A 23205-nucleotide genomic window follows, 5' to 3' on the forward strand; every position below is an offset into this window, starting at 1 on the left:
TCCAGCTCGACCACCAAGGCAGAAGTTGCCGGCAGTGTCAGCATCACCGCCGGCGACTTGGTGGTACGCGCCAACGGCAATGACGACAACGCTTCGTCGGCCAGCCCCGGCGCCGGCGGCCTTGTCGGCATCGCCTCGGGCGAGGCCGATACCGTCGCCAACGTCAACTCGGAAGCCAAGATCGGCGCCAATGCGCAGATCACCCTGCTCGCCAATACGTTGAGCGGCGCCACCGGCGCCCTGCTGCTGGCCTCGGACCAGAACACGCTCGCCAACAACGAGATCAAGACCAGCTCGTATGGCGTCATCTCGGGCAACGGCACCTCGGCCACCAACGACGTCAATGCCAGCAGCACGGCGCGCTTCGCCAACAGCGCCGACATTACCGCCGCCAACATTTCGGCTTCCGCGGCCAACCACTTCACCAAGGCCGATATCGGCACCAATGTCGACGGCATCTCGGCCGGGGCCATCAGCATTGCCGGCTCGGAAATCCGGACCGACCTTTCGCTCAACACGCTGACGATTGTGGAAGACAACGTCACGCTGACCGTGCAGAACGCCTCGGCGGATGCCGGCGGGATTTCGCTCTCGACCTTCAACGATATCTTCTATGCCGATACCGTCGCCTATAAGGGCGGTGGCGTCATCTCCGGCATCGGCGCCTCCAGCACCCTCGACACCAAGGACGACGCCGGCGACGACGATGACGACGGCAACGGCGTCGTGGGCACGGTGCAGATCGGCACCAACCCGGCAACGACAACCAACTCCAACATCAAGATTCGTTCGACCGGCGACGTTCGCCTCGCCTCCAACAGCGAGGTCGACGCCACCATCAAGGTCAGTGTCGACAACTACGGCTTCCTCACCGCCTCGGCGGCGCAGAGCGTGCTCGAGATCAATCCGGTCCACAACATCACCATCGGCGGTGGCGCCGAGATCAAGGCGCTGCGCCATGTCCGCATGCTGACCGGCATGGACGAAAGCTTCAACCGCGACAGCTACAAGCTTGCGACTTATGCCGACACCCTGGCCGGCAGCGTCATCCCGCTCGACAAGGTGCGGAACGACAGCTTGCTGTTCATCACCAATCGTATCGACGTGATGGATGGCGCGACGGTGCTGTCGGGCGGCAATGTCGACGTGCTCGCCGACACCTTCGCGCTCGCCAATATCATCTCGCAGGGCAAGAGCCGGAACTGGGCCAGCGCCATCAGCGACGGCATCAACAGCGCGCTCGGCGGCGCCGAGACCTTCACCAGCAATGGCGGCTCTGAGGTGGATTCGGTCGTCAATGTCGATGGCGTCATCCGCACCGGGCTCAACCGCGTCGTCAACGTGGTGATCGAGTCAGTCGGCGGCACGCAGGCCAATCCCACTGCGGTCATCACCGCAACGGGCGCGGACGGCGCGGCGATCGACACCGTCACGGTGAAGCTGGTCAAGAAGCAACTCACCTCGAACTATGTCGACGAATTGGTCAAGGCGCGTGTCGAGTACGACAGGTACCGCGACGACGCGCAGGTGCGCGCTTTCTGGCAGAGCGAGATCAAGCGGCTGACCCGTGAACTGATCTTCCTCGGCCTCGCTGAACCGCCGCGTGACGACAATGGCAACGTCATCGTCGCCATCGATCCGATCACCGGCCAGCAGGTTGTCATCCCGGTGCTGCGCGAAGTGCTGACGATTGTCGTCGACCCGATCTATGCCTCGGCCGGCCGCATCCATGTCATGGCCGACGTGTTGCAGGGCGACGGCACTCTCGATGCGCCGGGCGACGTGTCGGTGAGTATCGAGAACAAGACCCAGGCCTTCCTCGAGATCAAGGGGATCACCATCCCCGAGAACAATGGCGGCGTATTCCTTAACGGCCTGCAGAACGAAATCTCGGCCTCGACCACCGAAGCCGAGGCCAGGGGCAAGATCGCCGCCGCCAACACCAGCAACGTCACCACCAAGAACGCCAAGGATGACACCGGCTTCGACTACACTTGGCTGGCCGGCGATGCCGCTTTCGAGAAGATCACGCTGACGCCCGGTATCCGCACCGACGCCACCGTTCTGATCAAGAACAGCTGGCAGCGCAGCAGCACCGACGAGCCCTGGCCGGGCATTACCGTGTCCGGCGCGATCGATGCGATCACCAGCGACGTCATCATCGACAACTCGATCGGCTCGGGTGACATCACCATCAATGCCGAGATCGACGCCAATTCCGTCGACCTCAAGACCCAGGGCTATGTGCTGATCGACCTGCCGCCGGGCAGCGTCTACCACACCGGCGGCAACCCCTACGAGGATTGGAAAGCCATCTCCACCGATGGGGGCGTCGGCGATATTACTTCGCCGGGTGCTGGCACCAATCTTGTGGGCCAGCCGCCCAAGCCGGGCATCTCTGCCAACCGGATCTCCATCACCGCTGAATTCGTCGACCTCAACGGGGTGATCACCAGCGGCAAGGAGGATTACGTCCTCAACCTCAACCAGGCGACGATCGACGAGATCGCCCTGATCGAGAAGGGCAAGCCTACCACCAAGCAAGTGCTGCTGAAGACCGCCAGCACCGGCGCGTTCAATGCCTATTGGGACGTCGAGACCAAAAAGATCGTCATCGAGGAATTCCGCGTTCCCGGTGGCTCGATCACCATCACCGGCAACCTGCTCAATACCGGCAACGGTATCATCGAAGCGCTGGGCGGTTACGTCCACGTCAAGGTGGTCAACGACACCAATTATGACGTGGTGATCAGGCAGCTCGACGTGCGTGATCGCGGCGCCGGCACCATCCGGCTCAACGACAAGGCCAAGGCTGCCAATGCGGACGGCTACAAGCAGACCTGGTATCAGGTGGACGACGACGGCACCGTCACGGTGCGTGAGGGCGAGTTCAAGCTCGAGACCACGCCGGGCGCCACCACCACGGCGCCCGACAAGCGCGAGTACCTGCAGGTTGGCAACTACGCTGTCACCAATTACGTGGCGGGCGCAGACGGTCCCTACCGCGAAACCTTCACCTACAAGCCGCAGGAAGGCTGGCGTTTCGGCTGGACCGTCGGCAAGGTCGTCGAGACCAAGGACACCAGCGTCTACACCACCTCCAAGTGGCTGGGCATCGATGCGTTCTCGCCGGACGATTTCGACGCGCTGCCCTCGGTGATCACCGTTCTCGAAGGACCGGCGCTGATCGACAACTCGATCTTCTTCTATTTCGACAGCGTCGACGCCGCGAGCGCCGTCGATGCCGACGCCGTCCACACCTACGAGTCCGACGAGTTCAACCTCGAGGAGGAGCGGTTCTACAAGGACCTGCCGACGATCAGCCATTGGTACGGCACCAAGGACTATCGCAAACAGGAAGACATCATCTCGACCGACCAGACCAATGGCCGGCACACCATCGAAGCCGATCGACCGGTGACCATCCGCTTCACCGGCTACGACGAGGCCCGGGTCGAGATCGACTCGAACGGCAGCGGCAACGTGATCATCGAAGGCGGCATCCTCAACACCACCGGCCTCACCAAGATCACTTCCGAAGCTGGCATCGACACGTCACACTCGGAATCCGTCGTGCAGGGCGTGCGCATCGAGCTCGACGCCAAGAACGATATCGGCGCAGACAACATGGCCAATGTCGGGGAGACCGGCGGCACGCTCACCAACATCAAGCCGATCAATATCGACCTGGTCGACAAGTATCCGCCGGGCTATTTCAAGACCGACAGCTTCGCGCAGCTGACCGCCACCTCACGCACCGGTGGCGTCTACCTCAACGAAATCTCCGGCGACATGTCCGTCGTCTCGGTGACCGCGTCGCAGGGCGACGTCGTCCTGGTGGCACAGGCCGGTATCGTCGCTGCTGAAACCGCAGCCGGGGTGTTTGCCACAGGTCTCGTCACCGGCAACTCGATCGACCTCATTGCCGACCGTTATGAATCGCAGGACCTTGCTCTACCTGATGGCGCCGTCGGCGGCATCGGCAACGGCGCGGCCCGGCCGCTGCAGATCAACTCAGGCGCGCTCGCCGAGCACCGCGTCACCATCAAGGCCGAGAACGACGTCGCGGTTCGCGAAACCGTCGGCGATCTGCGCCTGATCTCGGCCGCGACGGACGGCAACGTTTACATCAAGGTGGATTCCGGCTCGCTGATCGACGCCGATTTCACCGTGCAGAAGGATCTGCGCAGTCGCGAGCAGCTGCTTGCCGGCATGTGGAAGGATCTGCAGCTCACCGTCGGCACCGGCGTCAACGACAAGATCACCGACACGCTCAACGGCTACGAGGCCTGGAAGCGGCAGGAGTATCAGGCCTACTGGCAGATGCAGGGTCAGTTCAACGGCACCACCGTCAAACTGAGTGCACTCGAGGTCGCCTACTACGAGGACCTCTATCCCGATCCCGCGGAGGCGGCCGATCAGATCGCCACCCTCGAAGCGTCGCGCACTCAGCAGTACCTGGCGCTCAAGGCCATCTATGAAGGCTACGGCAATACGCAACGCACCGACATCGATGCGGCCTACGCCCAGTACTGGGCGTATCGCACGACACAGCCCGATACGGCCGGTTCGATCACCATCACCGGAGCGGCACTGACGGCGTTGCAGAACCAGCTGCGGACCGAGGCGCTGTTCAAGAACGCCAACGCCGCCACCCCGCTGGACGGCGTGGCCCTCGACACCTTCATCACCAATTTCATCGCGACGGGTGTGACTGCCGAAGAGACGCGGCAGACCAACGACTATCACGACCTGCACATGATGTTCGGCCGCCTCGGCGAGTCGGCGCAGACCTGGGATCTGACCGACAGCGACGGTACCAAGCACAAGTACCTGTTCGCTGTCGGGACGGTGAAGACTGATCTCACCGCCGGCGTGAAGGTGTGGACCGAAGACGAACTGCTCTATGCCTTTGGCTCGGGCATCTTCAAGCCGGTCACCGACACCGAAACGGTGATCGAAGCCAACAATGTCGACACCGCCGGCAACCTGACCATCGATGCCAACAAGAATATCGGCAAGGTCGCAGATGCCTTGGTGATCACGCTGGGCGCCTCGCCGGCCTCGCTGACTGAGGATCAACGCGTCGCCATCGCTTCGGCCGAACGGCAGGACATCGTCTTCGCCAAGAAGGTCGAGCAGGGCCTGGGTGTCAGCTTCGGCAACAACGAGCTGGGCAAGGGCACCATCACCCGCCTTTCCGGCGATTGGACCGGTTACGCCGTCAACGACTACATCTATGTCGGCGGCGAGACCACCAACGCCACCACCAAGGGCGGCTACTACCAGATCGCGGCCATCAACGACACCACCATTACCCTGGTGGGCAAGTTGGCTGCGGGGGTCGCAGAGGCCAAGCCGCAGCTTGGCGTCGAGGCCAACCGGACCGTTACCATCGCCAATGCGGTGCTCGATCCGCTCGCCGCGGCCAACGGCGTCATCACCCATGTCATCGTCGCGCAGCGCGACGACGTTGATGTGGCGATCGATGGCGTGATCAACGCCAAAGCCGGCGGCTCGATTTACCTGGGCTCCGAGCAACAGGTGAAAGTCGACAAGATCGAGGCCGGCGCCGCCGGCACGATCCGGCTGAAATCCAGCAATTCGATCGTCAACGCGCTCAGCGGCAGCGGGGTCAACTTCAAGGCCCTCGACATCGTGCTCGAAGCCGGCGATGGCGGCATCGGCGAGAGCAACGCCGTGACCGTCGAAATGTCGACGGGCGGCAGCCTCATCGCCCGCGCCACCGAGGACGTGCGCATCACCGCGCCGACCTCCAACATGTATGTGGAGGCGATCTACTCGCGCTCGGGCGATGTCTATCTCACCACCACGCTCGGCTCGATCCTCGACGCCGTCGGGACCGATGGCGAGAAGATCCGCGCCAACCATATCTCACTCACCGCCGGCGGCGGCATCGGTACTGCCACCGATGCCGTCGAGATCGTGGTGACCGGCGCCTATAGCGGCGTCGCCACCAATGCCGACACCACCGGCACGGTGATCGCCACCGCGGCGGGCGACATCTCACTCAATGCGGTCGAGCGCAACTTCAACGTGCGCAAGATCACCTCAACCGCCGGTAACGTATATCTCGGCGCCGAGCTCGGCTCGATTCTCGATGCCGAGTACAACCCGCAGGGCTCCCAGCTCGGCGCCGACATCATCGGTAACTCGGTGAACCTGTCGGCTCGGATCGCCATCGGCCAGGCCGGAAACGAGCTCGAGATCGACAGCTCGAACCAGGCCGCCGGCAAGGTCCGCGCCTTCACCGATATCGAGAGCATCTACCTCGCCGAGACCACCGGCGACCTCAATCTCGACCAGGTGGGAACGCCAACCGCTGACTCGGGGAGCACGCAGCCGCTCGCCTTCATCGTGGCGATGACCGGCAGCATCCTGAACGCGCGGGCCGACACCGAAACCGACAAGCGCAATATCGTGTCGCGCCGCACGTTCCTGTCGGCCAATCAGAATATTGGCAGCGCCAGCAAGTCGATCGTCACGGAAGTCGGTAACCTCGAAGGCACCGCGCTCAATGGCAGCAGTTATATCGCCAATCTGGGCGAACTGGTCGTCGGCGACGTCAACGTCAACAACAGCGGCGTCAACGCCCTGAAAGGTGCCGTCTATATCAAGGCCTCGAGCCCCGTCATCGTCAAAGAGAACACTACCGCCAGCGGTATCGTTGAGATCTGGGCCGAGGATGACAACGAGGCAAATGGCGGCGAGGACGCGCTGCCCGACGACATCACCGTCAAGGCTGGTGTCACGGTACAATCCACCACCGGCGAAGTCCGCCTGCTGGCGGGCGACGACCTGCTGGTCGAGGGGCCGGTTGTTTCAGCCGACCCGCTGCTCGCCAAGCCCGCCGCCCTCATCAAGGCGGCGACGCAGATCGTCATCAAGGTCGACTACCAGGTCTCTGGCCCCGACCCTGATGCGGAAGGCGGCGTGGCCGACCTCAAGGGCATTTTTACCGCTCCAACCATCACTATCAGCGGCGGCGACCAGGACGATTCCGTCCTGTTCGACCTTGAGGCTCTCAACGGCAACACCTTCGTTTTCGGCGGCGCCGGCAACGACACCGTCACCGTCAACCAGTTGCCCTCGATGACCACCTATCAGGGCGTCGTCGATGCCGACGGCGTTTTCGGCAAGGACGGCACGGGCCGCGAACTGCGCGACGAACTGACCATCGATGGCCAGGACGGCAGCGACCTCACGCTCGTCAATGTCCAGGGCACGACCTCGGACTACGTCATCAACGTGGTAGATACCGGCAGCAAGCTCGATGCCGGTGATGTGCTGCGCATCGAAGGCACGGCCGCGGCCGATGTGTTCCTGATGCGCCGGAACATGATCGCCAATATGCATCGCACCGGCGTCGACACCTACGCCGACGCCTTCGAGCGGATCAACTACACCGCAGACATCAATGGCCGTGTGATCGTCAACGGCAATGACGGAGACGATGAGTTCTACTTCGACGACACCTCGGCGATCATGACCGTCGACGGCGGCGTCGGCAACGACCGCTTCCAGGTCGGGCAGGTCTTCGCCACGCCACGCGATGCGGCAGCGATCGAATCGGTCGAGGACCGCTTCGAGACTGTGGAACTCAGCTTCGATGCCTATCTGTCCAAGGGTATCAGCCTGCCGGCGGTGCTCTATGGCGGCGTCGGCAACGACCAGTTCGTGGTCTACTCCAACAAGGCCGATCTGCGGCTCGAGGGTGAGGACGGCAACGACGAGTTCATCATCCGCGCCTTTGCGCTCGCCGGCGCGGCGAACGTCAAGCTAAACGGCGGCACCGGCGACGACATCATCCAGTACAACGTCAACGCTCCGGTCGATATCGACGGCGGCGCCGGCTTCGACAAGATCGTCGTGCTCGGTACCGAACTCGCCGACAACTTCGTCATCACCAAAGACGGCGTCTATGGCGCCGGCCTGACCGTGCGGATCAGCAATGCCGAGGCGATGGAAGTCGACGGCCTCGAGGGCAACGACACCTTCTACGTGCTCTCGACCGCGGCCGACGTGGTCACCACCCTTATCGGCGGGCTTGGCTCTGATACGTTCAACGTCGCCGGCGACGTGACCAAGACCGTGGTTGCCGACAACCAGGGCGACGAAGGCTCGGTCACCCACACCGTTCAGAGCTCTGACCCGCGCTATAGTGGCCTGTTCGTACGCGGGCTCGATCTCACCGCCACCGGAGCCTCTACCAATACGGTGGCGCTCAACGTCGGCAATGGGCTCGACGTACTCGAAGACGGCGGTCTGGCGGCTGTCGACAGCTACACGCTGACCTTGCCTACGGCACCGGCGGCCACCGTGTTCGTCACCATTTCGGCGGCCCAGGCCTCGGCCATGCTCACCGCCCGCCCGGGCGGCCCAGGCAAGACCGTGCTGGTCTCGCTCGACGGCATCACCTTCTCGGAATCCGTCACCGTCGCCTTCACCGGCGCCAACTATGCGGCCGGCGCCACCATCTATGTGAAGGCGGACTCCGACGGCGCCCATGAAGGCGAGAGCACGGTGGTGATCTCGCACTCGGTGATCAGCACCGGCGCGGACTACCAAGACTTCCTGATCCCGAACGTCGCGGTGCGCGTGCAGGACGACGACAAGCCGGGCGTGCTGGTTTCCGAGACGGGTGGCAACACCCAGGTGTTCGAGAACAACCCGGCGGGAGATGACTATACCGTCCGGCTCAACAAGCCGCCGCTGGCCGGCGAAGTGGTGACGGTCAAGCTCGATGCGGGCACCGGCATAACGCTGTCGAACGGCGCCATCGTCGAGGCCTCGACCATCACCCTGAAGTTCGGCCTTTTCGCCGACGCAGGCGCCGGCGTCCTGCTGTGGAGCGACGCGCAGCAGATCAAGGTTACGTCGATGAACGACGGGATCGATAATCGCTATGTGTCCGACGTCACCCACACCGTGACCAGCAACCTCGGGGGCGGCGTCTATGCCGCTGTCGACACGGCCCGCGTGCGCGTCGAGGTCGTCGATACCAACACCCCGGGTGTCGAGATCATCGAGACCGACGGCTCGACGCAAGTCTCGCAGTCCGGCCAGACCGACACCTATCAGGTGGTGCTGACGGCGCCGCCGCTGCCAACGTCCGAGGAGCCGAACCCCTGGGTGCGCGTCAACATTCTCGTTACCGGCAAGGCCAAGCCCCAGCTGAGCGCTGACGTGCTGCAGGACGCCCAGGGTTACTACGTCCGCTTCACCGCGGCGAACTGGAACCTGCCCGTTACCGTCACCCTCGAGTACGACGCCGCCGGCCTCGACTCGACCGAAAACATCAAAGTGTTCTCGCAGCAGCCGCACGACCTGGTCGCCATCCAGGGTCCGCTGTTCATCGAAGGCGGCGTCGGCCCCATCAACCGCTCGATCACCCGCGCCGTGGTGCTGCCGGGCGAAACCAACCCGGTGGTGGTGCGCGATATCGTCGACGACAACGTGCCAGATCTCGACCAGCTGGTGGTGTTTGCCGACACGGTACAGGCCAACCAGACCGGTCAGCTCACCCTCGATCACATCTCCGGCCTCAACATGCCGTCCAATCCGCTCGACATAGACACGGGCAACGGCACGCAGCGCTTCCCCCGCGGCATCACCTACACCAACATGGGCGTCGTCGAAGTGCTGCTCGGCAACGGCGCCGACACCTTCACCATCAAGAGCACAAACGAAGCGACGCTCACCGTCGTTCATGGCGGCGGCAAGTCCGATACCTTGACCGTCGACGCGGATGTGGACCTGCAGGGCGCCTCGCTTGTCCGCGGCCCGCTGGTGCTGTTTGGCGATACCTCGGCCAACGGCCTGCGCTACAGCGCGCTGCCTGGCGCGCCGAACGGGACTGCCTACCAGTTCACCGAGTATGGCAATGACATCATCGATGCGACCGAAGCCAACGGCATCGTGGTGATCGATGGCGGCGCGGGCACCGACACGCTGAAGGGTGGGGCCAAAACCAGCTTCATCGCCGGAGGCACCGGCAACGACCAGATCACCGGCGGTTTGGGTAGCAACTGGATCATTGGCGACAGCGCCTTCGACGTGAACTATGCGCTGCGCACCGTGATCATCGACGACAAGGCGACTTCCGCCGGGGCCGATACCATCACCGGCAGCGACACCAACGACGTGATCATCGGCGACCACGGCCTCATCACCCAGGCCGGCGTAATCGACGGGACCACCATTGCCCTCACCGAGGGCGTGCTCAACATGATGAGCGATCGCGCCGTCATCGCCGTGCGCACCACCAATCCGACGGTGGGCGGCGACGACATCATCGACGCCAGAAGGGGCAAGAACATCGTCTTCGGCGGCAGCGGAGCCGACCAGGTCACCGGCACCGGCGGGACCGATATCCTGTTCGGCGACAACGGCATCGCCAGGTTCATCAACGGCATGCCGACCGAGATCGAAAGTACCGACCCGCTCTATGGCGGCATCGACACGATCAGGACCTATATCGGGGCGGCTGTGGTGGGGAACCTCCGCAACGTCGTGGTCGGCGGCTCGGCCGGCGACTTCATCGAGGTGGTAGCCGAGGCTGCGGCGCCCAATCCCGGCAGCGCCGGCGATGTGGTGCTGGGCGACAATGGCTGGATCGTCTTCGACGAGAATGCCCAAGTGAAGTCGATCATCTCCAGCTTCGTCGACGATGGCGGCAAGGACGTCATCGTCACCAGCGCCGGCAAGAATATCGTGATCGGCGGCGCCGACGAGGACGACATCACCTCGGGCGACGAGGCCGACACCATCCTCGGCGACAACGGCGCGGCGTTCTTTGCCGCCGGCATTGCCTTCCGTGTCGAGACCACCGCGACCAACAAGGGCGGCAAGGACACCATCCGGGCCGGTGCCGGTCGCAACATCGTCATGGGTGGCGCAGGTGGCGACATCATCACCGCCGGTACCGGCACCAGCACGATCCTCGGCGACAATGGCCTCGCGCTGTTCTCGAGCCTGGGCGTCGCGCAGGTGGTACAGACCATCGCGCCCGAGCACTATGGCGATGACGAGATCACCATCATCAATGGCGATCACATCCTGATGGGCGGTTCGGGCGCCGACAAGATCACCGCCGGCAATGGCAACAGTGTTGTGGTGGGCGACAATGGCGTCGCCAACTTCGAAAACGGCCTGCTGGTGGCGCTGGTCAGCGAGAACACCACTTATGACGGAGCCGACATCATCAAGGTCGGCAACGGCTTCAACACCGTGATCGGTGGCGGCGCCGGCGACGACATCGACGTCAAGGATGGCACCAGCGTCGTCTTCGGCGACAGCGGCTATGCCAAGTTCCTCAACAACAAGGCGACGATGGCCTTCTCGTTGCAGCCGGACCTCGGCGGCATCGACAAGATTCGCGCCGGCAATGGCAACGCGGTGATCTTCGGCGGTGCGGCGGGCGACGATATCGCCAACGGCGCCGGCAACAGCACCCTGTTCGGCGATGGCGGCCATGCCGAGTTCGTCGACGGCGTGGTGCAGATCGCCTATTCCATCGCGCCCGGGGTCGGCGGCAAGGATACGATCGTTGCCGGCTCGGGCAAGAACCTGGTGTTTGGCGGTTTTGACGGCGACTATCTCAAGGTCGGGACCGGCAATTCGGTGCTGTTCGGCGACAATGGCTATGCCGAGTTCGTCAATGGCGCGCTGAAGACCGCCTATGCCATCGACCCCTCGGTCGGCGGCGCCGATACGATTGAGACCGGTGACGGCGACCACGTCTCGATCGGTGGCGCCGACGGCGACAGCATCACCACCGGCGCCGGCAACGACATCGTCTTCGGCGACAATGCCAAGGTTGAGTTCACCGATATTGCCGGTGTCATGACATTGACGCGCGCCTTCTCGATCGCGCCCAATGCGGGCGGCAACGACACCATCAACACCAAGGCCTCCAACGACATCGTCATCGGCGGCACAGGCGCCGACACCATCTACTCCGGCGACGGCGATGATCGGGTGTTCGGCGATCACGCGCTGTTCGATATTGCCAACCCGGTCAACCAGCTGGTGATTTCCATCTATTCGGGCGGCGCCGATGGCGGAGGTGCGGACAAGATCTATGCCGAAGCCGGTAACGACATGGTCTATGGCCAGCAGGGCGATGACCAGATCTGGGGTGGCGCCGGCGACGATGACCTGGTCGGCGGCCACAATGTGGTCGGCGGCAGCGACGGCAACGACACCATCTATGGCGATGCCGGTGAGGACGTGATCCTCGGCGACAACGGCGTCATCGGTCGGACCATCATCGGCGGCACCAGCTGGAAGAACTATGTCTTCAAGCTCAACCCGACGATCGCTGGCCGCACACCCGCGTTGTTGCGCGAATTCGTGCTGTTCGACCATGCCGACAAGATCGGCGGCAATGACACGCTCCATGGTGGCGACGGCGAGGATCGCATCAACGGCCAGCGCGGCAACGACACCATCTACGGCGATGCCGGGGTTGACGAGATCGTCGGCGGTCTCGGTGCCGATATCATCTCTGGTGGTGCCGACAACGACCTGATCCTCGGCGACGAGGGCCAGATCCTGCGTGCCCTCAATGCCGACGGCTCGGCCCTGCTCAACTCCAACGGCACCTGGCATCGCGATGTCGTGCTCGAGGAAGTGGCGACGGCAGCAGGCATCGTGCAACTGACCTCCAACCTCAGCGGCATTGACCTGACGACCGCCGAAAAGCTGCTCGGTTATGATGCCTTGCTCGTGGCCGGGCGCGTGCTGGCCAATGGCAGCGACGCCACGATCACCGGCGGTGCCGCGCAGAACGTAGCCATCGGGGTCAATCTCGAACCGGCCTATGACGATACCATCAACGGCAATGACGGCGACGACATCCTGTTCGGCCAGCGCGGCAACGACAAGCTGCGGGGCGATGCGGGCAACGACGTCATCTTCGGCGATCGTGCCAGCAACAACGCGGCTTTCGCTACCGACCTGCCGGGCATCGTCAACGCCTACCGCGTCATCGCCGCCGATGCCGCGTTGGGCCTCGCCCTGCCGGTCTTCGGCCAGGTCGTGGTCCCCTCAGTCAACCTGCTGCCGAACGAGCTCACACCGTACCAGCCGCAGCTGGAAGTCTACCCCTATGCCGATGGTTTTGCCGGCGATATGGCTGGCCGCACCAGCCTAAACATCACGGCTGGCGGCAAGTATTCTATCCTCGCGGCGGTGCAGGGCAACGTCACGCGCGCCTCGGCGGCCATCTACGGCAATGACGAGATCAGTGGCGGCGAGGGTGCTGACACCATCTTCGGTGACAATGGCCGTATCGCAGCCGACACCGGGACCGGCTTTGCGACGATCGACGATAACCTCGCGGGGCTCTCGGTCACCATGCAGAACCTGATGACCAACTTCTCGTCGCTGGGCTTCGCCCAGAACGCCCGCCTCGGCGGCTCGACCACGGTGAGCATCGGCAAGGACACCATCAACGGTGATGGCGGCAACGACACGGTGTTCGGTGACACCGGCACGGTCCTCGTGCCGGCCCGCATGCTGGTGCTCGACGGCGCCAACGACCAGGCCACTGTGCTGGCGCTCAACGCCCAGCTGTTCAAGCTGCAGACGGCGCTGGCCGATCTGTCGTACACGGTGCACGCCGCCGGGACCAAGGTCATCGCCAGGTATGTCGCCGACAAGGGCATTGTCGGCACCTACGATCCGAAGAAGGCGGTGCTGATACCTCCGACGCACACGCTGGATATCGGCAACGACACGATCAACGGCGGCGCCGGCGCCGACATGCTGGTGGGCGACCACGGCGTCACCACGCTGCCTTCGATCATGCTGACCCGTCCGACGCCGAGCAAAACCTACACGGCAGCGGCCAAGGCAGCGATCGATACAGCGCTGAGATCGCAGGACACCACGCTCACCAATGCACTCAACGCCCACATCGGGCGTGACCATCGGATCGACGCTTCGGTCAAAGGCGGCGCCGCATGGCTCCTCGGCAACCAACTCGGCTACAAACTGGCGATCGGCAGCGACACCATCAACGGCGGCACCGAGGACGACGTGATCATCGGCGATACCGCCTTGATCGAAGTGCCGGCGGTGTTCCAGGGCTATAGCTCGGCCCAGGCCAAGTCGGTCGCCGACCAGATGCAGGACTCGTTCCTCAAGACCATCGATGCGCTCTACATGGGCAACATGGGAAGCGCCGCGGCCCTGGCCAATGCCTTCGGCGTCCAGGCGACGCTTTCGCGTTCCGGCCAGAGCGACTGGTCGTCGAACGGTTCGGTCAGCAACTGGCTCACCAACCTGTCCGATCCGCGCCAGTCCAAGAAACCGGCGATGGATTACATCAAGCTCAATGCCGATAGCATCCACGGCAATGAGGGCGCCGACATCGTCATCGGCGACAATTCCTACGTCATGCCGATCATCAACGGCGCCGGGGCCGCCGGCGTCGGCAGCGCGGTCCGCATCCTGCCGATTGGCGAGCCGGGCGCGACCCAGGCTTCGACGCTACGTTACAGCTACGATTGGGGCCTCTACGGCAAGCTGCACCGCACCGCGGTCGCCGAAGTCAACCTCAAGTCGATCTACCAGATCGACACCGACCTGATCTGGGGCGACGCCGGCAACGACGTGCTGTTCGGTCTGCAGGGCGACGACACCGTCGATGGCGGTCTTGGCGATGACACGGTCTCGGGCGGCAATGGCTACGACACGGTCGGCGGCGGTGCGGGCAATAACGTGGTCGCATTCGATCGGTCGCGTGACAAGGCTGTGCAAACCCCTGGGGCCAGGGACTCTGTCAAGCAGACGGTCGACGCCAGCGGCAACAGTGCCATCCTCGGGCGCAGCTGGCTCTCGCCGATGCTCGATGCACTTGGCAAGGACGTGAACCGCGCCGCAGCCACCGGATTGCTGTTCGGCCGCAACGCCCCGGCGGTAACGACGCCGTCCCTACCCGCGGCTGCTGCGCAGAAGACCATCGAAGCCAAGGTGCGGCCGCCGCTGCGCGAGCCCTTCGTCTTCGTGCCCGGGGTCACGGCGCCGGCGTTCACCCCGATCGACCTGTCGACCCGCGCCGTGGACGCCAGGTACCACTCGGCTCGGCCGCTCGATCCCAACCTGATCACTCTGCTCAAGGCCAACGATCCCATCATCATCAATGTGCTCACGCCCAATGACGAGGACGACCTGGACGGGCGCGATGATCTCGACCACTGGCTCTACAACATCCTGACGGGTGATTTCGATCTGTTGCCGCCGGTAGCTGGACGGTCCGGGGCCCTAGTGTTCGATGACGAAACCGGTAGCTTTGTGCCGTTGGATGATTAGTCGTCCGGGATCCCCGGACGGCAGGGGTGTTGCAGCGGCGCAACGGTGGCGAGGCGGCGGCCCGATTAGGTGAATATGACCACATCAGGGCTTGCTGTGACGGCGCTCATGCTGCGATTGTTGCAGTCCTAGGGGCATAGGGGCGGTAGTTATGCGGATACTGACTGGATACTTGGCCGGCGCGCTTTTGGCGACGACGGCTTTGCCGGCATTGGCGGCTGATCTCATCATCGATGACACGCCGATCGACGTGTTGCCGGTGATCATTTCGCCGACCGGTTTCTACGTCGGCGCGCATCTAGGACCCACCATTGTCGGTCTCGAGTATGATCCGGATTTTGCGCCACCCGAGGTCTATGACTTCGCCAAGCCCAGCCTTACAGCAGGTATTGCCTTCGGCTGGGACACCATGCTGGGGTCCAACCTCGTCGGCGGCGTAGAGCTCCGCTACGACCTGTTCAGCACGGCCTTCGCGCCGTTCGATGAGGATGACGACCTGTTCCGGTTCCACGACACCATCTCGGCGACCGGTAAGCTCGGTTACCTGGTGGCGCCAGGTACCCAGATCTACGGCGTGCTGGGCTTCGGCTCCGCCGGGTTCGAAGCCCCTGAGGGCTTTGGCGACTGGGTCAATGGCCGGGCCACCGGGTTCGTTGCCGGTGTCGGTGCCGAGACACGGTTGACCGATCAACTCAGCGCCAATGTCGATCTGCGCTACTTCAGTGCGCTCGACAGCTTCACCACCACCGACGGAGTTTCATTCCTGCCGCGCTACCTCGCCGTAACGGCGGGTCTCAAGTTCCGCTTCGACGACGGCCTCGGTCACATGACCGCCGAGCCGGAACAGATTGATTTCGACTTCACCGGCCCCAATGTCTCGGTTTCCGCGCTCGCCGTCGCAGCCAGCATGGAACGCATCAATATCGTCACCCCCGGGGCCGACGTCGGCCCGTTCTGGAGCGAAGGCCTGGGCATCGGCATCGGCCTGGGCTACGACTTCGACATCGGTAACGGTTGGGTGATCGGCGCGACTGCCAATCTCGATTACACTCCGCTGGTGTTCGATGATGCGGCGGGCAATGGCGGGCTAGTGGATCCCCCCACCAAGTTCGCGAGCGTGGATACGGTGATCAGCGCCGGCGCGCGGCTCGGCGTCAAGACCAACCCCTCGACGTTGGTTTACGGCAAGCTTGCCATCGCCGGAATCAATACCCATGCCGACGAGGAGTTCTTCGCCCTCGATGGCGGCGGCAGCGCCCTGTTGCCGGCAGTTCAGTTCGGCCTCGGCGTCGAAACAGCGGTCGCCGACCAGGTTACACTTGGTGTCGAGGGCAACTACACCGCGGCCACCAGCCCGCTGGTCACCGACAACACGCAGTTCGACCAGATTGAACTGTGGCCCACCCTGCTCACCGGCAAGGTGACGCTGAAGTTTCATTTCTGACCGGCGGTACGCCGCCGGTAACTCTTTGACATCGCCGGGACGAGACGGCTTCGTTGCGAGATGTTAGCCTCCGGCAGTTTCGCGCGTGGAGGACGAGATATGGCGAAAAAGCCGACCGCCGAGGAGGCTCCGGCCGATGCCCCCAAGGCTGGGGTGGTGTGGCGCGAAGAGGCGATGCAGACGCAATTCGCCAACGTGGTGAACGTGCAGGGCACGCGCGAACAGGTCGATATTTTCTTCGGCACCAACCGCACCTGGAACGCCGAGTCCGGTGGGCAGGTCACGGTGGAGCTGTCCAACCGCATCATCCTGACCCCGCTGGCCGCCAAGCGCCTGTCGACCATCCTCGCCAATGTCCTGCGTGAGCACGAGCGCCGCTACGGCACGCTCGAAGTCGAATAAGCAAGCGATGCCATGAGCGACAGACGTCAGGCGCTGGAGGGTGGTGACGACAGCGACGTCGTCGCGCTGCCTCAAGGCCCTTCTGACGCGACGCTCTGGCGGCAATTGCTGGGCGCCGGTGAGCCGCAGGGCTTTGCTGCTGCGTTCCTGGCACTTCAGGCGCAGCAATTGCCCGGCGTGCGCTCCAGCGCCGTATTCGAGATCACCTCCGGCGGGCTGAAACCGCTGGCGCTGTGGCCGACCAACGCCGCCATCGCCGACCTTGAAAGCCTCGCCGCGCTGGCGCTCGCCGAGCAGCGTCCGGTGCTGCGCCAGGCCGGACGGGGGTCGCGCTTGCGCCGGGTTATCGCCCTGCCCGTGGAGGCCGGCGGCAAGCCTGTCGCTATCGCCGTCGCGGCGCTCAGCGTCGATGACGACGCCGAGGCTCCGGCCCGGCAGATGCGCCAGCTGCAGTGGAGCGCCGCATGGCTGCGCGAGTATTTTCAGCGCGGCGGCGATGCCGATTTGCGCGGTGAGCGCGACCGCTCGCGTGCCACGCTCGAACTGCTCGCCACCGTGGTCGATCGCGGCGATTTCCGCACCGCGGCGCTGGCGGCAGTGACCGAGATGGCGCTGCGTTTCGGCTGCTCGCGCGTCAGCCTCGGCTTTGTGCGCTGGGGCCGCAGCCGCGTTGCCGCCATTTCGCACACCTCGACCTTCTCCACCCGCATCCAGCTGGTGCAGCAGATTAGCGGCGCGATGGACGAGGCCATCGACCAGAAATCCATCCTCCGCTATCCGCCGGCTCCCGAGGACGTGGTGTTCACCACCGCGCATGCGGCGCTCGCCGCCGCGCACAAGGGTGGCAATATCCTCACCGTGCCGCTGCTGGTGGTCGACGCCTTTGCCGGCGCCATCTGTTTCGAGCGCCCGGTGGAGCAGCCGTTCGACGAGGAGACGGTGCGCCTGCTAAGCGTGATGGCCGCCGCTCTCGGCCCGGTGCTCACCGAGAAACGCCGCAATGACCGCTGGCTGGTGGTCAAGGCCTGGGACAGCCTGACCCAGCAGCTGACAAAGCTGCTCGGGCCGGGGCATCTGGGTCGCAAGGTGGTGGCGCTGCTCGCGCTCATCGTGGTGGCCATCCTGTCGTTCTGGACCGACACCTTTCATGTCGTCGCCGACGCGCAGCTCGAGCCGGCCGAACGGCGCTCCGTGGTCTCCGCCTATGATGGCTACGTGCAGACGGCGTCGGCCCGCGCCGGTGACCTGGTCAAGGCGGGCGAGGAGCTCGCCAGCCTCGAGGATCGTGAACTCAGCCTCGAGCGGCTGCGCTGGGTCACCGAGCGGCAGCAGCATCAGTTCGAATACGACCGGGCGCTGGCCGCCGGGCAGCCGGCCAATATCAACATCGTCAAAACCCAGATCGAGCAGGCCGACGCGCAGATCCGCCTGATCGATGAGCAGATCGCCCGCACCCGGCTGATCGCGCCGTTCGATGGGCTGGTGGTGCGCGGTGACCTCAGCCAGCGCATTGGCGCCTCGGTCGGACGCGGCGAGACGCTGTTCGAACTCTCGCCGCTCTCGGGCTACCGCGTTGTGGTGACCGTTGGCGAACGCGATATCGGCGAGCTCACCGTGGGCCAGCCCGGCGAGGCGGTGTTCGCTTCGCTCCCCGAGGAGCCGATCCCGATCGCCATCGACCGGATCACGCCGGTCGCCCAGGAGCAAGCCGGGGGCGTCGGCTTCCGGGTCGAGGCCACCATCTCGGGCGATCTCAGCCGGCTCCGTCCCGGCATGACCGGCGTGGCCCGGGTGGCGATCGATCGGCGGCCGGTGATATCGATCTGGCTCAGGCCCTTCCTCGATTGGCTGGGCCTCGTCTGGTGGCGGCTGGTGCCGTAGGCGCATCATGGCCCAGTCGCTGTTCAGCTCCTCGTGGTATCGCGTTTCCGGCCTGCAGCCGCGGCTGCGCGGCCAGGCGCGGATCCACCGGCAGCGCTTCCGGCATCGCATCTGGTACGTGCTCGAAGACCAGCAGAACGGTAAGTTCCATCGGCTGTCTGCCGCCGCCAACCTCGCTGTCGCGCTGATGGACGGCCGGCGCAGCATGGAACAGATCTGGGACATGGTGGGCCAGAAGGCCGGTGACGACCCGCCGACCCAGGATGAGATGATCCTGCTGCTATCGCAGCTGCATGCGGCGGACCTGCTGCAGACCGAACTGCCGCCCGATTTCACCGAGCTGGCGGAGCGTTCAGCCAAGACCGCGCGGACCAACGTCATGTCGCGGCTTAAAAACCCGCTGGCGCTGCGCCTGCCGCTTTGGGATCCGGACCGCTTCCTCACCGCCACTGTCTGGCTGGCGCGGCCGATCTTCACCATCTACGGCCTCCTCGCCTGGATCGCGCTGGTGATATCAGGTCTCGTCGTCGTCGCCCTCAATTGGGGCGCCTTGCAGGCCGCCGCCGGCGGTCAGCTGATGAGCGCCGGCAACATTGCGATGATCGCCCTGGCCTACCCGGTGGTGAAGGCACTGCACGAGGCCGGGCACGCTTATGCCACCAAGGTGTTCGGTGGCCACGTGCACGAGTTCGGCCTGATGCTGCTGATCCTCGTGCCGGCGCCTTATGTCGATGCCACCGCCGCCACCGCGTTTGCCAGCAAGTGGCAGCGTATCGTGGTCAGCGGGGCCGGCATCATGGTCGAGTTCGGCCTCGCGGCGCTCGCGGCAATCTTCTGGGCCAGCGCCGAGCCCGGGCTGGCGCGCGAAATCGCCTTCAGCGTCATGCTGATCGGGGGCGTCTCGACGCTGTTGTTCAACGGCAACCCGCTACTCCGCTTCGACGGCTATTACGTGTTCATGGATTGGCTGGAGATCCCCAATCTCGCCACCCGGGCCAATCGCTATGTCGGCTACCTGGTGCAGCGCTATGCATTCGGGCTGACCCAGACCGAGAACCCCTCGCATGAGCCCTCGGAGCGGGTCTGGCTGTTCTTTTATGCCATTCTCGCCTTCATCTACCGCATCGTCCTGAGCCTCAGCATAGCGCTGCTCATCGCCACCCAGCTGTTCTTCATCGGCGTGCTGCTGGCAATACTCACGCTCTCCACCACCTTCGTCATTCCGGTGGCCAAGATGCTGGGCTACCTGTTCTCGTCTCCGGCCCTGCACAACAAGCGGCGCCGCGCCCTGACGGTGAGTAGCGCGGCGCTGGCCGCCTGCGTGGTCCTCGTCGGACTGTTGCCGTTGCCCTACGCCACGGTGGCGCAGGGCGTTGTGTGGCTGCCCGGCGAGGACGAGGTGCGGGCTGGCACGGCGGGAATCGTCACCGAGCTCATGGCGGGCGATGGGGCGAACGTCGCCGCCGGCGCGCCGCTGGTGCAGCTCGAGGATGCGGGTATCGCGGCCCGGCGCGCCATCGTCGATGCGCGTCTCGCCGAGCTCGGTCTGCGCTACGAGGCCCTGCAGTTCGCCGATCGGGTCCAGGCGGCCGAGACGCTGCAGCAGCGCGATCACGTCGCGGCACAACGCCGCGACCTCGATATCCGCGAGGCGGCGCTGCTGGTCGCCGCGCCGGCTGGTGGACGCTTCGTTCCCGTCGGCCCCAATCTCATCGGTCGCTATGTTCGCCAGGGCGACCTGCTGGGTTATGTCGTGAGCTCGGAAGACCCGGTCGTCCGCGTGGTGATACCGCAATCCGAGGTCGATCTCGTCCGGGCCCGCACCGACGGCGTCGAGGTTCGCTATTCCTTCGATCCGGCGGCAGCCTTGCCGGGCCGCGTCACCCGCGAAGTGCCGACCGGGCAGAACGATCTGCCCAGCCTCGCACTCGCCGCGCGCGCTGGCGGCGACATCGCCGTCACCCACGGCGCCGACGGCACGCCCGTAGCGCTCGAGCGGCTGTTCGTCATCGACGTGACCACCAGGCGTCCCAAGGGTCTCCTCGCCTATGGGGCGCGCGCCTATGTGCGCTTCGACCATGGTGCCGAGCCGGTCTACCAGAGGCTGCAGCGTGCCATCAGGCAGACGCTGTTGCGGGTGTTCGGTGCCTGACGCCCCCGCCTCGAGCTTCGCGCTGCCGGCGCTGAAGCCCTATCCGATGGTGCTGCCGAAGGAGCGCAAGGGGCTCGACAAGCATGCCCATGCGCTGCTGGCGCGCCTCAGCCTGCCCTTCGCGCGCCGTCACCTGCTGGCGCTGCAGCATGCCGTGCGGATCGCAGGCAAACTGGAACCGCAGTTCAGTGGTCTCGATGACGCGGCCCTCGACCGCGCAGCCCGCGACGTGTCGATGCGCCTCAGGCGCCATGGCGTCGAGCAGATGCCGCTGCGTTCCGAAGCGCTGGCGCTGATCCGCGAGGTGACCCACCGCACCCTCGGCAACCGGGCCTATGACGTGCAACTGCTCGGAGCGGCGACGCTGATGGCCGGCCACATCGCCGAAATGGCCACCGGCGAAGGCAAGACCATGACCGCCGCGATGGCTGCTGCACTCACCGCCCTCGCCGGCCGGCCCGTGCACGTCGTCACCGTCAACGACTATCTCGCCGAGCGTGATGCAGTGCTCGGCCAGCCCTTGTTCAGTCGGCTGGGCTTTACTCTCGGGATCGTCGTTTCCGGCCAGCAGCTGGCCGAGCGGCAGGCCGCCTACGCCTGCGATATCGTCTACTGCACCAACAAGGAATTGACCTTCGACGCCCTGCGCGACCGGCTGGTGCTGGGCGATGGCGACGGCGATACGCGGTTGCGCTTCGAGGCCTTGCGCGGCGAGGACACCCGGCAGCGGAAGTTGCGGATGCGCGGCCTCGTCGCTGCCATCGTCGACGAGGCGGATAGCGTGCTGGTCGATGAAGCCCGCACCCCGCTGATCATCTCGGAGAGTGCGCCGCTGCCGTTCGACTTGGCCTCGGCGCAAGAGGCGCTCAGGCTGGCGGAACTGCTGCAGCAGGGGCGGGACTATGAGGTGGTGGCGCTCGAGCATCGCGTCGGCCTGACCCCGGCCGGCCGCGAAACCATCGCCGATTTCGCCCAGGGGCGCGGCGAGCAGTGGCGCGGCGTGATCCGGCGTGAGGAGCTGATCCGCCAGGCGATCTCGGCCATCCGGCTGTTCCATCGCGACCACCACTACATGGTGCGCGAGAATAAGGTGGTGATTATCGATGAACACACCGGGCGCGCCATGCCGGACCGCAGCTGGAGCGACGGCCTGCATCAGCTGGTCGAAATCAAGGAAGGGCTGGAGCCGAGCGCCGCGCGGCGGACGCTGGCCCGCATGACCTACCAGCGCTTTTTCCGCCGCTACCAGTATCTGGGGGGGCTCACCGGCACCGCCAGCCAGGTCGCCGGTGAACTGAAGCTGGTCTATGGCCTCGACGTCGTTCCTATCCCCACGCACAGGAAGCTCCAGCGGGTGACGGTTCCCGCGAGGGTGCATGGTTCGGCAGAGCGTCACTGGCAGGCCGTCATCGAGCGTGTGAGGCAACTGCATGAGCGCGGCGCCCCGGTGCTCATCGGCACGCGCTCGGTCGCCTCCTCGATCGAAGCCGGCCGGCGCCTTGGCGAGGCCGGCCTGCCGCATCAGGTGCTCAACGCCCGGCAGGATGCAACCGAAGCCGAGATCGTCGCCGGAGCCGGCAATCGGGGTGCCATCACCATCGCCACCAACATGGCGGGGCGGGGCACCGACATCAAGCTCGGCCCCGGCGTCGAGGAACTGGGCGGCCTGCATGTGGTGATGATCGAGCGGCACGAAGCGCGCCGCATCGATCGGCAGCTCGCCGGGCGTAGCGGGCGCCAAGGGCAGCGCGGCCGGTTCGAGCCGATCCTCTCGGTCGAAGATCCGATCCTCGTCGATGGCGGCGGCAAGTGGCTGGCCGGCATGGCGCGCGGCGTCTTGGCGGTGCTCGGTTCGCGCGGCGCGGCATTTTGCATCAACCTGGCGCAACTGCGGCTCGAGCGCACCCATGCCGGCATGCGGCGATCGCTCTTGCGCAGCGACGCGCAACAGGCCAAGACGCTCGCCTTCTCTGGACGTGGAGAGTAG

Annotated in this window: 6 protein-coding genes (1 of these 6 only partly in view); all 6 read left to right on the forward strand. The window is 64.9% G+C overall.

Going from position 1 to position 23205, the window contains the following annotated elements; genetic code table 11:
* On the forward strand, positions 1–15339 hold the 3' portion of the coding sequence (locus VGV07_RS20185) for an LEPR-XLL domain-containing protein (protein ID WP_326870530.1). 13707 nt of this gene lie to the left of the window's left edge; the window shows 15339 of its 29046 coding nt (coding positions 13708–29046); the start codon falls outside the window, past its left edge; its stop codon occupies positions 15337–15339.
* A gap of 151 nt (positions 15340–15490) precedes the next feature.
* Complete coding sequence (locus tag VGV07_RS20190) at positions 15491–16783, forward strand: outer membrane protein (RefSeq protein WP_326870531.1); 1293 nt, start codon at positions 15491–15493, stop codon at positions 16781–16783.
* Between the two features lie 99 nt (positions 16784–16882).
* On the forward strand, positions 16883–17185 hold the full coding sequence (locus VGV07_RS20195; RefSeq protein WP_326870532.1) for a DUF3467 domain-containing protein: 303 nt from the start codon (positions 16883–16885) through the stop codon (positions 17183–17185).
* A gap of 12 nt (positions 17186–17197) precedes the next feature.
* A complete protein-coding gene (locus tag VGV07_RS20200) occupies positions 17198–19066 on the forward strand; it encodes an efflux RND transporter periplasmic adaptor subunit (RefSeq protein WP_326870533.1) in 1869 nt (622 codons plus the stop codon).
* A 7-nt stretch (positions 19067–19073) separates the two neighbouring features.
* Positions 19074–21218, forward strand: a complete 2145-nt coding sequence (locus VGV07_RS20205) for a peptidase M50 (RefSeq protein WP_326870534.1) — start codon at positions 19074–19076, stop codon at positions 21216–21218.
* Positions 21211–23205 carry a prepilin peptidase gene (locus VGV07_RS20210; protein WP_326870535.1) on the forward strand — a complete coding sequence of 665 codons (1995 nt, stop codon included), beginning with the start codon at positions 21211–21213 and terminating at the stop codon, positions 23203–23205. The genes VGV07_RS20205 and VGV07_RS20210 overlap by 8 nt, the downstream gene beginning before the upstream one ends.

The organism is Devosia sp., from assembly GCF_035944845.1.
Taxonomy (GTDB): Bacteria; Pseudomonadota; Alphaproteobacteria; order Rhizobiales; family Devosiaceae; genus Devosia_A.